This is a genomic window from Cognatilysobacter xinjiangensis, from assembly GCF_014651995.1.
Taxonomy (GTDB): Bacteria; Pseudomonadota; Gammaproteobacteria; order Xanthomonadales; family Xanthomonadaceae; genus Cognatilysobacter; species Cognatilysobacter xinjiangensis.
Genome location: NZ_BMXY01000002.1, coordinates 13,149 through 25,983, shown reverse-complemented (window position 1 = coordinate 25,983; position 12,835 = coordinate 13,149). Strand labels below are relative to the sequence as shown.

Below are 12,835 nucleotides of genomic sequence, written 5' to 3'. Positions count from 1 at the left end.
AGCGACACTGTCACGTGCCGGTCAGGAAATCGCACACTGCCCCCTGTTTCTCCCGAATACGACGTGCAACTGTAGTCGCCGCTGCAGGCCGGCTCAGGTCACCCGATGCTGCGGCGCGCCCGGCCCGATGTTCATGGCCTGCGTGTGCGCGATGGCTGCCGCATCCAGTTCGTCGCGGGAGGTGATGCCTGCGGCGCGGGCCGCCTGGAGCATCGCAAGTTCGTTGGTGTTGGGCATGGGGACGTCCTTTGTCTCCGGTGGTCAATCGATCGGCGCGAGCGCCTCGTCGTCGGGGTCGAACTCGGCGAAGTCGAGCTGCCGGGTGTCGGCAGGCCCGACGTGCGCCTGCTTCGCCTCGCCCGTTGCGCGGTCGAGCACCCTGCGATCGACGGCATCGAGCACCCATCGCGCACGCGCGGATTCGTGGCGGAAGCGGTAGGCCACGGACCAGAGCTCGCGCGAGCCGCCCTCGAAGCGGAGCACGAAGCCGCCCGGCACGATGTCGACGCCCGCCAGCGGGTCACCCATGGCGCCGCCGCAGCTCGAGCAGGGAACGGCACGATCGTTTCGTGCAGCGATGCGCCAGCTGTCGTCGCCTTCGTGCACCAGCAGCACGACGCCGCGCGCGCGATCTTCATTTCCAGTTGCAGGCGCTGTCACCACCAGGGCATCGCCGTCGCCATCGCCGTCGAGGTCACCGCGGTAGACATGCTCCGCGCGTCGATCAGCAGGCAACGCACTTTCGGGCACCGCCTGCTGGCGGGCGTTCGAGGCCACGGGCGTTTTAGCGCCCTCCGGTCCCGCTGCGGCGCAGGCCGTCAGGCCGGCCAGCAGCGCCCACATGCTTCCGTACTTACGCATCGCGATCCCTCGCATCCTGTGGCACGTTCCCGTGCGTTGATCGCAATCCTAACGCAGCGATGGCTTGGGCCGATCGATGGGTGGAAGCCGGCTTCTCTCACGCAACTCACAGCTCGACTCGAGCCTATCTATTCAGCCGAGTTTGTACGTGACCTTCGTACCGGCGATCGCGACTTTTCCGGCCTTCTGCAGGCTTGCGATCACTGCCTTGATCGCGGCGGCATCGAGCTTTGCAGGCTGGAAGGTCGCGCCAATGAACGTGGCCAGCGTCGATGTCTTCGTTGGGCGTTTGGCCTTCTTGAGGCACCGCACGATCTTCGATGCACGTTCGTCCGCAAGTGCATTGACCGGCTCCGCCGCCGCGCCATTCGGCTCCGGCAACACCACCACCGTCATGGCCTTCGACTTCTTCGCCACCGGCGGCGCCTTGGTCGCGGGCGCAGTGCCGGCCGCCGCAGGAATGTCGGCGATGCGCCTGCATGCGATGCCCTTGTCCTTCAGGTGCCGGATCAGCGGATCGAAGCCGGTGTCCTTCGAGACGATGACGAACGACGCGCCCGGCTCGCGTGCAGCGATGTGGCCGATGTAGAACGCGATGTGGAAATCGAGCGCATTTGAGCCTGTGCCGCTGATCGCAACACGTTGAATGTCCGCGCCGAAGCGAGGCAGGGCGAATGCAAGGTCGACGTCGATGCGCTTGGTCGTCTCGCCCGTGAAAACCAAGACGTGGCACTGCCCCGGCGGCAGGCGGTCGAGTGCAGGCCGCACGTTCTCGAAATCGATCAGGTAGTACGGCTTGCCCATGTCGCCCTCCCCGGTGACGCCCCGAGTGTGCCGCGACGGCCGGGCCCGGTCGACCGAGCGTTCGAGCCGCTGGCGCGCCCTCCTCGTTCGATGTGAAACTCACCCCGCTCCACCGCCCCCGGGCGGCGGCACTACCCCGCACGGAACGCGGTGGCGCATGGACGTCCGGCCATTCCCGGACCGCAAACGGAAAGCAAGGAGCATTGCGATGCAGAACCTCGTATCCCTGAACCTCACCGCCGACGACCTGGCCGCGCTCGACGGTGCGCTCGCCACCATCGAGACGCTGCTGGGCCGCGGCGTGGCGCTGAGCGCGCAGCAGCGGCGCGACCTCTACAAGATGGGCGACAAGTCGGAGGCCTTCTGCCGGCAGTCGCTGCGGCTGCTGGCCAACAACCCGCAGGTGGTGCCGCCGGGCCTGGGGCTGGAGGAGGCGCAGGCCGACCTCGCCGCCCTCGACGCGCTGCGCCCGCGGCTGGAGAAGCTGCGCCAGCTGGCCGAGCGCGGCGACGACACCGAGCTGGCGCTGGGCAGCGACATCATGGGCGTGGCGCTGGAGGGCTATGCCCTGCTCAAGGTGGCCGGCAAGGGCGAGGCCCTGAAGACCGCCCGCCGCGAGCTGTCGGCGCGCTTCGAGAAGCAGGGGCGCCGGAAGGAGCCCGCGCTGGCGGAGTGACCGGCCGCGCTTCCGGATGGAACTGGTGGCATTGATGTACCGAGCCCCGCGGACGAGGCCGCACGCCCCATCCGCGGGGCTTTTTCGTGCACCGCCACGGCATGCATGGCGTTTACCCCGCGGCGGCCAATGCCTAAGCTCGTCGCGACTGCACGGATCAGGGATGACGATGGTCAGGAACCTAGTGCGATGCGCCGCGGTATTGCTCGCCTGCGTGGCCGCGAGCGGCTGCGTTCCGGAAGAGACGGCGACGGTGGCCGTCCCGGCGAACGTATCGACCGCTGCCTTGTTCGACTGCGCGGACGCCGCCGTCCGCGAGCTTCACCGCACCGATGAGCAGTGGAACCTGCGCATCGATCGGCGTCAGGTGGCCGACGGCGGCGTGTTCGAGACCGGCACCTTCGACGAAGACAACGTCATGGGCTATCGCGTGCGATTGGTCCGGCGCGGTGCCGAACCCATCGCGGCACTGAACGTGCGCGCCGCCGGCCCCTACTTCACCGATCTGGGCGCCGCGCCCGCGCTGTCGAGCTTCCGTTCCAGGCTCGATGCCTGCACGGCGCGGATCGCGCCGATCCGCTGACAGGACGTCCCATGCCCTACACCATCGAAGCCCGCTCGCTCGACATCGGCGGCGTGGCGAGCCACGACTTCTGGGTGCTGCGCGACGAGCGCGGCACCGCGCTCGCCGAACTGCACGGCCTCGCCACCGACCGCCGCAGCGGCGAAGCGGTGCCGATCGGCACGGATGAGAAGCGCCACTCGCTGCGTGTCTGGCACTTCGCGCACGACCCCGCCGTCGCCGCGCTCTCGGGCGACACGGCCAGCCGCACCTCCTACATCAAGGAGGGCCAGCAGCATCGCGACGTGCTGGTCGGCCCGAAGGACGAGGTGCTGTCGCGATGGGAAGCCGCCGCCGCCGCCAAGGCGCCGTTGAACGCGCTCGACCTCGACTACCCGAACTACGGCTTCCGCCTGGACGGCAGCACGGTCAACAGCAACTCGGCCTATCGCACGCTCGGCGAGGTGATGGGCGTGGCGGTGCGCGACTTCCCGGGCGTCATCGAGCCCGGCATCGAGAACCGCATGACCTCGCCCGCGCGCATCGAGGCACTGCGGAACACGCGCTACCCCGTGCTCGACGCACCGGCCCGGCACGAAGGCGACCGCTACGTGCCGCTGCCCAACGGCGGGCTGCCGCTGTCGCCGCTGCCCGACAAGCACGCGGGCCTGCTGGACCAGACGCATGCCGCCGTGGCGCGGCTGGACGCACAGCTGGGCCGCAGCCCCGACGAAACCACCGACCGCGTGGCCCACCACCTCGCCGCGCTGGCCCGCCAGAACGGGCTGGACCGCGTGGACCACGTGGTGCTCGGCGTCCAGACCGACCGGTTGCGTGCCGGCGAGAACATCTTCGTGGTGCAGGGCGGCCTGCACGACGCCGGCAACCGCATCGCCCATATGCGCAGCGCCGACGCCATGTCGCTGCCGTCGAACGACACGATCGCGCTGGCAAAGGAGCCCGCCGTGCACGCGCGAACAGCCGACGCGATGGCCCAGGTCCATACGACCCCGCAGCAGGACACGCACCGGCTGGTCCGGACATAGGAGAGGCCACAGCCCGGTCGACCCGCAGGCCCCCGGCGCGTGCGGAAGGCGGCCGGCAATGGCGAAGCGCTGAAGACCGCCCGCCGCGAGCTGTCGGCGCGCTTGGAGAAGCAGGGGCGCCGGAAGGCGCCCGCGCTGGCGGAGTGACGGCCGCACCGCCCGAGCTTCAGGCGGTGATGGCTATCAGGCCCGGCGGATGAGGCCCGAAGCCTCGCCCGCCGGGCTTTTTGCTTCATGCACGAGGCTTTTTGCCTGCCGCGTGAGGCTCCGGAGCCTCATCGATGAGGCTTCGAGCCTGGTGCATGAGGCTTTTCGCCTACCCGACGACGCTTCGAGCCTCATGCGTGAGGCTTCGAGCCTAGTGGATGAGGCTTGGAGCCTGCCGCATGAGGCTCCAGGGCCTCATCGATGAGGCTTCGAGGCTCACGGGTGAGGCTCTGGAGCCTCGGCGGGCAGGCTCAAACCCTCAACGCCGGAGCACCGTGCCTGCCGCTCGGAGATTCGGGGGGTCGCCGGATGTCACGGCACGGGGAAATACGACTCTGACCCCTGTTTTCACTTGGAGCTCGGTGCGTGGAGCTTCGGGCTCGGGTGATGGAGCTTAGAGCTCGGCGTCCGGAGCGTCGAGGCTCGGGCAATGGAGCTCAGAGCCCGGCGTGCGGAGCTCAGAGCTCGGCTATTGCAGCTGCGAACTTCGGCGATGGGGCTTCGAGCCCGGCGTGTCGCGTTCGAAGCCAGACGGTTGAATTCGGATCACGGGGACTCGAAGACTCGTCTCTGACCCGTGTTGTTGACGCGCCAGGCCGGAGGCGTCCTCGACGGCGATCACGGCAACTCCGGCAGCCCCAGTTCCTTCAGAAACGCGTTATGCCGTGACCTAGCCTCGCTAAGCTGCCGCTCGATCTCCACCAGCTCGCCATGCACGCCGAGCAGATCGATGTCCGGCTCCGTCACGGCGGTGCTGACGTAACGCGAGATGTTGAGGTTGTAGTCGTTGGCGATGATCTCCTGCATCGACACGCGGCGTGAAAAGCGCTCGCGCTCGGCGCGGTCGCGATACGTGCCGATGATGCGATCGATATCCGCATCGGACAGGTGGTTCTGCCGCTTGCCCTTCGTGAAATGCTCGGCAGCGTTGATCACCAGCACATCGTCGGGCTTCTTGCACTTCTTCAGCACCAGGATGCACACCGGGATGCCGGTGGAGTAGAACAGGTTCGCCGGCAGGCCGATCACGGTGTCGATGTGGCCGTCGGTGAGGAGCTTCCTGCGAATGTCCGCCTCCTTGCCGCCGCGGAACAGAACCCCGTGCGGCAGGATGATGGCCATCACGCCGTCGTCCTTCAGGTAGTGCAGGCCATGCAGCAGGAAGGCGAAGTCGGCGGCGCTCCTGGGCGCCACGCCGTGGTTGGCAAAGCGCGGGTCGTCCTTCGTCGCCTCTTTCGGCTCCCAGCGGTAGCTGAAAGGCGGGTTGGCCACCACCGCGTCGAAAGCGGGCTTCCTGGCCGGGTTGGTCTCGCGCAGCCAGTCCCAGTCATTGGCCAGGGTATCGCCGTGGTGAATCTCGAACTCGGTGTCCTTCACCCCGTGCAGCAGCATGTTCATGCGCGCCAGGTTGTAGGTGGTGATGTTCGATTCCTGCCCCACGATGCGGCCGATCTGCCCGCCCGCGTCCTTCATGCGATGCCGCACGTTGAGCAGCAGCGAGCCGGAGCCGCAGGCGAAGTCCAGCACGCTGCCCAGTGACCGGCGCGGGCCGGATGACGGTTCCTGGCTGTCCAGCGTGACAATGGCCGAGAGAATGCCGGAGATGCGCTGCGGGGTGTAGAACTCGCCGGCCTTCTTGCCGCTGCCGGCGGCGAACTGGCCGATCAGGTATTCGTAGGCGTCGCCCAGCGTATCGGTATCCGTCGAGAACTCGGCCAGACCATCCGCGATCTTGCTGATGATCGCGCACAGCTTGTCGTTCTTGTCCGTCTGGCGCTTGCCGAGCTTTTCTGAGTAGAGGTTGATCTCCGAAAACAGCCCCTGGAAGTTGCTCTCGAAGGACTTTTCCTCGATGAAACGAAAGCCTTCATCCAGCGTCTTCAGCAGTTCGCCGCTTTGCGACTTCGCCAGATGGACGATGTGGTTCCACAGATGCTCGGGTTTGATGACGTAATGCGCCTTGCGCCGCATCTGCTGCTCGAATTGCGCGACGTCACCAGGGTTCTGCGCATACCACACCGACAGCGGCGTCTTGCCGCCGTTGCCGATGGCACTGGCATCCGGATAGTCGGAGCCAAGTTCGCGCTTCGCCGCGGCCTCGTAGTTGTCGGACAGGTAGCGCAGGAACAGGAAGGACAGCATGTAGTCGCGGAAGTCGTCCGCGTTCATCGCGCCGCGCAGCTGGTCGGCGATGGCCCACAGGGTCTTGCCGAGTTGTTTCTGGTCGTTTTCGGTCATTGCGAGCTTCTAATAATTTTGATTAACCCTTGATCCGATCGGGATTGAACGGATGGGTCACCTTGAACTGATGGAAGATCCTCCGAAACAAATTCTTGTTCTCTTCCATCATCTCTCTCGGTTCAAACAGCGAGTAGTCGCCGTGACTCATCAGGTTGATGATCCGTTCGTACAGCGTTTTCTGCGGATCGTCTGCCTCTGGCTTTATGCAGTCCTTCCAGCTTTCCAAGCCGAAGAAGTTGGCAGTCTGCTCCATCACGCGACGAAGCATATTGAAGTGATGGGTATATAAGGCGCCAGAGTTCTGGGCTTGATTCAATTCGCCCAAGGTCGCCAAATGGTGCAAGAACTCGCGACCATCCACGTCATCCAGCGCATAGCTGCCAGACCCAGACACGTATTTGAGGAAGTACTTGCGAGCCTTTCGTCCGAACTCGTTGCACAGCACATTGAAGAACAGGGGATGGTGAGTGGAGACCACCGCGGGAGGGCCTTCATCAATTGCTGTCAAGACCTGCACTAAATGGTTCGCGACCATTACGGCATTGTGCTCATCTAGCGACGAAATCGGATCGTCGATATATATCCGCGTCACCCAGTCGTAAACCTCGATCTCCGGGTCCGTGGCCAGCTGCACGATGGCCAGAAAAAAGCACCAGATGAAGATGTTCTCCTCGCCACGCGACACCTTGATGTCGTCGACGGTGGTCGTGACGCCGTCCCGCGTCTCGTTGCGCGAGAAACTCACCGTCCATGTGGTGGTATCGATGCGGAAGTCGAAGTCCGCGTAACGGTTGAGCAACGGGCGGATTCGGTTATCCATCTCCAGCTCGGCGAGGCCCGCGAAAAAGCGGGAATCGCTGTTGATCTTCAACACGCGTCGGCTGTCGTTGGCGAGGTCGTTGTCCCACTGGAACAAGTCCTCGGTGAAGGCGTTGAAGTACAACGTGTCACGCGCGGTCACCTCGCCGTCGGCGCCCACCGTCTTGCCGATGTTCTTGAACGCCGTGGACAGGCGCGTCTTGCCCGTGCCGTTGTAGGCATAGAGCAGCACGAACTTTTTCGTGTCGAGCTGAACGCGTAAATGCCGCGCAAGTTCAGCGAGGTCGGCGAAGGTGTTGCTCATGGCTTCCTGCGCCGTTTGATTCGGCCTTCGAGCGCGGCCAGTTCGGCCTCGTCGGCCGCATCGGCAGCGCGCGCTTCCTCCTTCTTTCGCTGTTCGTCGAAGCCAAGCCAGCGCGCGTCGGTGCCCGCTTCCATCTGTTCGCGGCTGACGGTGCCGGCGCCTTCCAGCAGCGCGAAGCCATTGCTGGCGATGATCTGGCCCACGTTCTCCATCCAGAAGCGCATGGGGATATCCTGCCGGCGCTTGGCCCGTAGTTCGGCAGTTTCCAGGAAGATCACCACCAGCCGGTTGAGGGTGTCGATCTCATCGATGGTGAGGTAGTTCTTGGCCACCACGATGTCGTGCTTGCGCACGCGGCCGCCACTCCAACTGCGCAGGCCGAAATGCGGATCAGACGGATTGGCGCGGGCGAGAATCAATTCGGCGGCGGTGTGGCCGGTGACCGCGTACAACAACAGGTTCTGCACCGTGGCGAAGAACGTCTGGGTGGCGCGGTCGGTCTTGTCGTAGTCCACGCTCAGCGCGAACAGGTCGCGCACCTTCTGGTAGAACCGCTTTTCCGACGCGCGGATGTCGCGGATGCGCGCCAGCATTTCGTCGAAGTGGTCCGGGCGGCCGTCCGGATTCTTCAGGCGTTCGTCGTCCATGACGAAGCCCTTGACGAGGTATTCCTTCAGCGCGGTCGTGGCCCAGCGGCGGAACTGCACACCGCGCGGAGAGCGCACGCGGTAGCCGACGGCGAGGATGGCGTCGAGGTTGTAGAGGGTGACCGGCCGGCGCACGTCGCGCCCGCCCTCCGGTTGAACTACCAAGGAATCCTTGGATGTTCGTTCAGGTTCCAACTCCTTGTCCGAGAACACGTTTTTCAGATGCTGGCGGATGTTCTCGGCGGTGACGTCGAACAGCTCCGCCATCTCCGCCTGCGTCAGCCACACGGTCTGGCCATCGGCGCGCAGCTGGATGCGGCTGGCGCCGTCCTCGGTGGTGTAGAGGATCAGGCCGGTCATGCGCCCGTAGCCTCGGGCGCGGGGAACAGCTGCTGCATCAGGCCCTGCTTGTGGGTCTTGAGGGCGGCGAGGCGGGCGGCTTCGGCCGCGATGCGGGTGTCGAGGGAGGCGAGGCAGTCGGCAATGCGTTGTTGTTCGTCCTTCTTCGGATAGCACACTGGAATCTGCTCGATGGCCGACTTGTTGACCGCCGGGACGACGCCACCGGCGTACTCGATCAGGGACACCTGGGACCAGAGGTAGTACACAAAGCGGTCGTCTGCACGATCATCAATCCCTTTGACGCCGGCAGCATTGTTGTCCACTAGGGAGGGCCGAGCCGTCATCGCGCGCTTGTTGGAACGGATGGCCTCGCCGATTTTTGCAAACACCGTTGCTCCCACCGGCATCGGCTTGGCCCGAAGCTCGGCCAGCACGTCGGCCTCGATGTGATTGTTCGCGTCGGTTAGCAGGACGCCGCCAGCATCCACACACGCAGAAATGTCGCTCACCTTGTAGAACGGAAATTCTCCCGTCGCGTTGCCTTGCAAACGCTCTGGAAATCCGTAGCCCTGTATGACTTCAACGATGTCGCTCGCTTTGCCGAGCGACCACTTCGGTGCATCGCGGAACTCGGAGAAGCGGAGGCGGGGGCGGGTTTCGCCTTCGCGGGGGAAGAGCTGCTGCATCAGGCCGCGCTTGTGGGCCTTCAACGCCTCCACCTTGCGCCCCTGCGCGGCAATCACCTCGTCCAACGACGTCAGACAGTCGGCGATTTTTTGTTGTTCGCCTTCCTGCTCAGGTAAAAAAATACCTTTCGACAAGAAGCCGTCATTGGAGATCTGGATCGTGTTCTTCGCGCCCTTCTGAGTGACCGGCGCCAAGTAAAGATTCGTGCGATTGGGAGATTCAAAGTACGCATCGAGCAAGTACCCGACGTATCGATTGCTCGGTGAGAACACTCCGTAGAGTGGGGAGACGATCGCGTTAATAGGCAACCGGCTCTGCTTGACGATTCCGAACGGAAAGTCACCCGTGGGGCTTTTTGTATAGACAACATCGTACGGCTTGACCAAGTTGTATTTTGAGCGATCAGCTGCAGCAAAGCTGCGCCCCAGATGCTCCATCTGATTCACGACTCCCTTGTGAACTGAAACGGAGTGAACCTCGCTCGCGCCGTCGTCTTTTGTGCCGTGCTCAAACAGCACAGCCCCCAAGTCGGTCTCTGGCCATGGCGCGGATTTCCGAAACTCCGGAAACCGCAGCCTCGGCGTCGCCGTCTTCGCACCCTGCTTCGCCATCACCGCGCATCCTCATAGGCCTTGAGCCCCGCGATCTCGCGCCCGCCGGCGCGCTTGCGCAGCAGCGGCGCCAGTTCGGCCATCAGCTCGCCTTCCTTCTGTGCGCGCGCCTTCCAGCCCAGCGCCAGCGGCGCGAGCAGTTCGGTCAGCGCCTCGCCATCGAAGATGCGGCGGGCCAGCACGGCCTCGACGAAGGCGGTGAGCGCGGGCACCGCGACACCGTGGCGCTTCGACAGCGCCGCCAGTTCGTGCGCGGCCTTTTCCTTCTTGAAGGCCTCAAAGCCGGCGCGGATGGCGGCCTCGTCCAGGCCCGCGCCGGCCTTCAGGCCGCGCACGTATTCGGTGATGTCCTCGCGCTCGTCGATGAACTTGGCGTCGCCGGCGATCAGGCCGGCCAGCGCCTCGCGGCTCATGCTGGCCTTGCCGGCCGGCTGCATGGAGATGTCGGCGGCCAGCTTCATGATGTAGTCGTAGTCGATGGTGCTGGAGGCGAACAGCACGAACTCGAAGTCGAGCTGGTCGGCCGCGCTCTCCCCCGCCGACGCGTCCTCGTCCTTGCCCTGGCGGGCGCGCAGGCGCTGCGCGGTTTCCAGATACGCACCACGGAAGGCGATGTGCTCGTCGGAGGGCAGCACCTGTTCGATCTGCTGCGCCTGCTCGGGCGTGAGGTCGGTGTACTGGTCCAGCTGCACCTTGAGCTTCTGCACCTGCTTGAAGTGCTCGACGAAGCCGGCGCGGGCGGCATCGCCGCGAAGGTTGGCGATGTCGTCGGGTTCGCCGGTCAGCCCCTGCGACTGCAGGAAGGTGGCGAGCCTGTCGCGGGCGTCCTTCAGTTTCTCGATCACCACCGGCGCCGGGTCGACCAGCCAGATGGTGCGCGCCTGCTCGGCCTTGACCCCGGAGAACAGGGCGATGGCGTCGTCCACCGCCTTCTGCTGGCCGCGGAAGTCGAGGATGTTTCCGTAGGGCTTGCTGTCGTTGAGCACGCGGTTGGTGCGGCTGAACGCCTGGATCAGGCCGTGGTGCTTGAGGTTCTTGTCCACGTACAGGGTGTTGAGGTACTTGCTGTCGAAGCCGGTGAGCAGCATGTCGACGACGATCACGATGTCGAGCTTTTCCGCGCCCTTGCCCGGCAGGTCGGCATTGGCGAACTGCTGCAGCTTGATGCGCTGTTGCACATCCTGGTAGTAGGCGTCGAACTCGCCGATCTTGTGATGGGTGCCGAAGCGCGTGTTGTAGGCGGCGATGATGGCGGTGAGCGCGGCCTTCTTGCCTTCCGGGTCTTTCCTGTTGTCTTCCAGCTCGGTGGGCAGGTCTTCCTGCAGCTGGCGTACGTCGGCGCTGACGTCGGCAGGCGGGGAGAACACCGCAGCGACGGCGAGCGGCCGGTAGTCCGGATCGGCGGCGGCTTTTTCGGCCTGCACGGCGTGGAACAGCGCGTGGTATTCGATGGCGTCGTTGATGCTGGCCGTGGCGAGGATGGCATTGAACCTGCGATTCGCGGTGGCGGTGTCGTGGCGGGCCAGGATGGCCTCGACCACCGCGCGCTTGGCCAGCGGCTCGCCCTGTTTCGGCGGGTTCCTGCCGTCCGGCTTGAAGTAGTCCACGTGGAAGCGCAGGACGTTCCGGTCCTCGATGGCGTGGGTGATGGTGTATTCGTGCAGCGGCTGCTGGAACAGGTCTTCGGTGGTCTTGAGGGTCTGTTCCTCGCCCTCGATGCGCTTGTAGGTAGCGTTGGCCTCGAAGATGGGCGTGCCGGTGAAGCCGAACAGCTGGGCCCTGGGGAAGAACTCGCGGATAGCCTGGTGGTTGTCGCCGAACTGGCTGCGGTGGCATTCGTCGAAGATGAAGACGATGCGCTTCTCGCGCAGCGCGGCGAGCTGTTCGGCGTGGCTGGCCAGCCCGCGCTTCTCTCGGCCGCGGTTGCGGGTGCTGGATTCGTCCAGCGCCAGGCCGAGTTTCTGGATGGTGCAGACGATCACCTTGTCGGCGGCATCCTCGCTCAGCAGGCGCCGCACAAGCGCGCCGGTGTTGGTGTTTTCCTCCACGCAGCCGGGCTGGAAGCGGTTGAACTCCTCGCGGGTCTGCCGGTCCAGGTCCTTGCGGTCCACCACGAACAGGCACTTGGCGATGTCCGGGTTGTGCTTGAGCAGCGTGGACGCCTTGAAGCTGGTCAGCGTCTTGCCCGAACCGGTGGTGTGCCAGACGTAGCCGTTGCCGAGGTTGCGGTCGATGCACTCGACGATGTTCTTCACCGCGTAGATCTGGTACGGCCGCATCATCAAGAGCTTCTGCTCGCCCTGCACCAGCACCATGTACTTGCTGATCATCTGACCCAGCGTGCACTTGGCCAGGAACGCGTTGGCAAAGGCGTCCAGCCCGGTGATCTTGCGGTTGTCCGGCGCGGCGTATTCGTACACCGGCAGGAACTGCTCCTTCGCGTCGAAGGCGAAGTGGCGGGCATTGTTGTTGGCGAAGTAGTAGGTCTGGTCGCGGTTGCTGACGATGAACAGCTGGATGAAGCACAGCAGCGTGCGCGCGTAACCACTCCCCGCGTCGGCCTTGTACTGGACGATCTGCTCCATCGCGCGGCGCGGGTTGATGCCGAGGGTCTTCAGCTCGATCTGCACCACGGGCACGCCGTTGATCAGCAGCACCACGTCGAAGCGGTGATGGCTGTAGTCGGTATTGATGCGCAGCTGGCTGGCGACCTCGAAGGTGTTTTTGCACCAGTCGGTGATGTTGACCAGCGTGTAGTTGAGCGGCGTGCCGTCATCGCGGATGAAGGCGTTGCGGTGGCGCAGGGTATGCGCGGCGGCGAAGACGTCGGGGGTGACGATTTCGTCCAGAAGGCGGGCGAACTCGGCGTCGGTCAGGGTGACCCGGTTCAAGGCCTGGAAGTGCTGGCGGAAATTGGCCTCCAGCGCGGCGCGGTCACGGATGTCCGGGCGCTGGGTGTACTTGAGTTCGCCGAGCTTTTCGATCAGCTCCTGCTCGATGGTGGCTTCCCTGACGCGCATGGCATACC

General features: G+C 64.8%; 11 protein-coding genes. 3 read left to right on the top strand and 8 right to left on the bottom strand.

Translation table 11 applies throughout. The features are described from left to right. Positions 1–93: 93 nt before the first annotated feature. From IE066_RS08525 to IE066_RS08515, 3 genes are all read right to left on the bottom strand, one after another. A complete protein-coding gene (locus IE066_RS08525) occupies positions 94–237 on the bottom strand; it encodes a hypothetical protein (RefSeq protein ID WP_189448946.1) in 144 nt (47 codons plus the stop codon). A 24-nt stretch (positions 238–261) separates the two neighbouring features. After that, on the bottom strand, positions 262–777 hold the full coding sequence (locus tag IE066_RS08520) for a hypothetical protein (RefSeq protein ID WP_189448944.1): 516 nt from the start codon (positions 775–777) through the stop codon (positions 262–264). A gap of 216 nt (positions 778–993) precedes the next feature. Then, on the bottom strand, positions 994–1,665 hold the full coding sequence (locus tag IE066_RS08515) for a PIN domain-containing protein (protein WP_189448942.1): 672 nt from the start codon (positions 1,663–1,665) through the stop codon (positions 994–996). A 208-nt stretch (positions 1,666–1,873) separates the two neighbouring features. On the opposite strand from IE066_RS08515, the gene IE066_RS08510 reads away from it, so the two are divergent. The 3 genes from IE066_RS08510 (at position 1,874) to IE066_RS08500 (ending at position 3,949) form a co-directional block, all read left to right on the top strand. Next, a complete protein-coding gene (locus tag IE066_RS08510) occupies positions 1,874–2,341 on the top strand; it encodes a hypothetical protein (RefSeq protein WP_189448940.1) in 468 nt (155 codons plus the stop codon). A gap of 214 nt (positions 2,342–2,555) precedes the next feature. Beyond that, positions 2,556–2,924 (top strand): hypothetical protein, encoded by a 369-nt coding sequence (locus tag IE066_RS08505; protein WP_189448938.1) that lies wholly within the window; start codon positions 2,556–2,558, stop codon positions 2,922–2,924. Positions 2,925–2,935: 11 nt separating this feature from the next. After that, complete coding sequence (locus tag IE066_RS08500; RefSeq protein ID WP_189448936.1) at positions 2,936–3,949, top strand: XVIPCD domain-containing protein; 1,014 nt, start codon at positions 2,936–2,938, stop codon at positions 3,947–3,949. Positions 3,950–4,774: 825 nt separating this feature from the next. Here IE066_RS08500 and IE066_RS08495 read toward each other — a convergent pair. From IE066_RS08495 to IE066_RS08475, 5 genes are read right to left on the bottom strand one after another with little or no spacing between them, the layout of a single operon-like run. Next, the gene (locus IE066_RS08495; protein WP_189448934.1) at positions 4,775–6,394 is read right to left on the bottom strand and encodes a type I restriction-modification system subunit M; all 1,620 of its coding nucleotides are present in this window, start codon (positions 6,392–6,394) and stop codon (positions 4,775–4,777) included. Positions 6,395–6,416: 22 nt separating this feature from the next. Beyond that, the gene (locus tag IE066_RS08490) at positions 6,417–7,520 is read right to left on the bottom strand and encodes an AAA family ATPase (RefSeq protein WP_189448931.1); all 1,104 of its coding nucleotides are present in this window, start codon (positions 7,518–7,520) and stop codon (positions 6,417–6,419) included. After that, positions 7,517–8,527 carry a virulence RhuM family protein gene (locus tag IE066_RS08485; RefSeq protein ID WP_189448929.1) on the bottom strand — a complete coding sequence of 337 codons (1,011 nt, stop codon included), beginning with the start codon at positions 8,525–8,527 and terminating at the stop codon, positions 7,517–7,519. Before IE066_RS08485 ends, IE066_RS08490 begins: the two co-directional genes overlap by 4 nt. Then, the gene (locus IE066_RS08480; RefSeq protein WP_189448927.1) at positions 8,524–9,807 is read right to left on the bottom strand and encodes a restriction endonuclease subunit S; all 1,284 of its coding nucleotides are present in this window, start codon (positions 9,805–9,807) and stop codon (positions 8,524–8,526) included. Before IE066_RS08480 ends, IE066_RS08485 begins: the two co-directional genes overlap by 4 nt. Next, positions 9,807–12,827 (bottom strand): type I restriction endonuclease subunit R, encoded by a 3,021-nt coding sequence (locus IE066_RS08475; protein WP_189448925.1) that lies wholly within the window; start codon positions 12,825–12,827, stop codon positions 9,807–9,809. Before IE066_RS08475 ends, IE066_RS08480 begins: the two co-directional genes overlap by 1 nt. Positions 12,828–12,835: the final 8 nt, after the last annotated feature.

Coding starts and splice junctions, on each gene's coding strand:
- IE066_RS08475 (WP_189448925.1), bottom strand. CDS start 12,827: ATGCGCGTCAGGGAAGCCACCATCGAGCAGGAGCTGATCGAAAAGCTC.
- IE066_RS08525 (WP_189448946.1), bottom strand. CDS start 237: ATGCCCAACACCAACGAACTTGCGATGCTCCAGGCGGCCCGCGCCGCA.
- IE066_RS08500 (WP_189448936.1), top strand. CDS start 2,936: ATGCCCTACACCATCGAAGCCCGCTCGCTCGACATCGGCGGCGTGGCG.
- IE066_RS08480 (WP_189448927.1), bottom strand. CDS start 9,807: ATGGCGAAGCAGGGTGCGAAGACGGCGACGCCGAGGCTGCGGTTTCCG.
- IE066_RS08495 (WP_189448934.1), bottom strand. CDS start 6,394: ATGACCGAAAACGACCAGAAACAACTCGGCAAGACCCTGTGGGCCATC.
- IE066_RS08490 (WP_189448931.1), bottom strand. CDS start 7,520: ATGAGCAACACCTTCGCCGACCTCGCTGAACTTGCGCGGCATTTACGC.
- IE066_RS08515 (WP_189448942.1), bottom strand. CDS start 1,665: ATGGGCAAGCCGTACTACCTGATCGATTTCGAGAACGTGCGGCCTGCA.
- IE066_RS08510 (WP_189448940.1), top strand. CDS start 1,874: ATGCAGAACCTCGTATCCCTGAACCTCACCGCCGACGACCTGGCCGCG.
- IE066_RS08485 (WP_189448929.1), bottom strand. CDS start 8,527: ATGACCGGCCTGATCCTCTACACCACCGAGGACGGCGCCAGCCGCATC.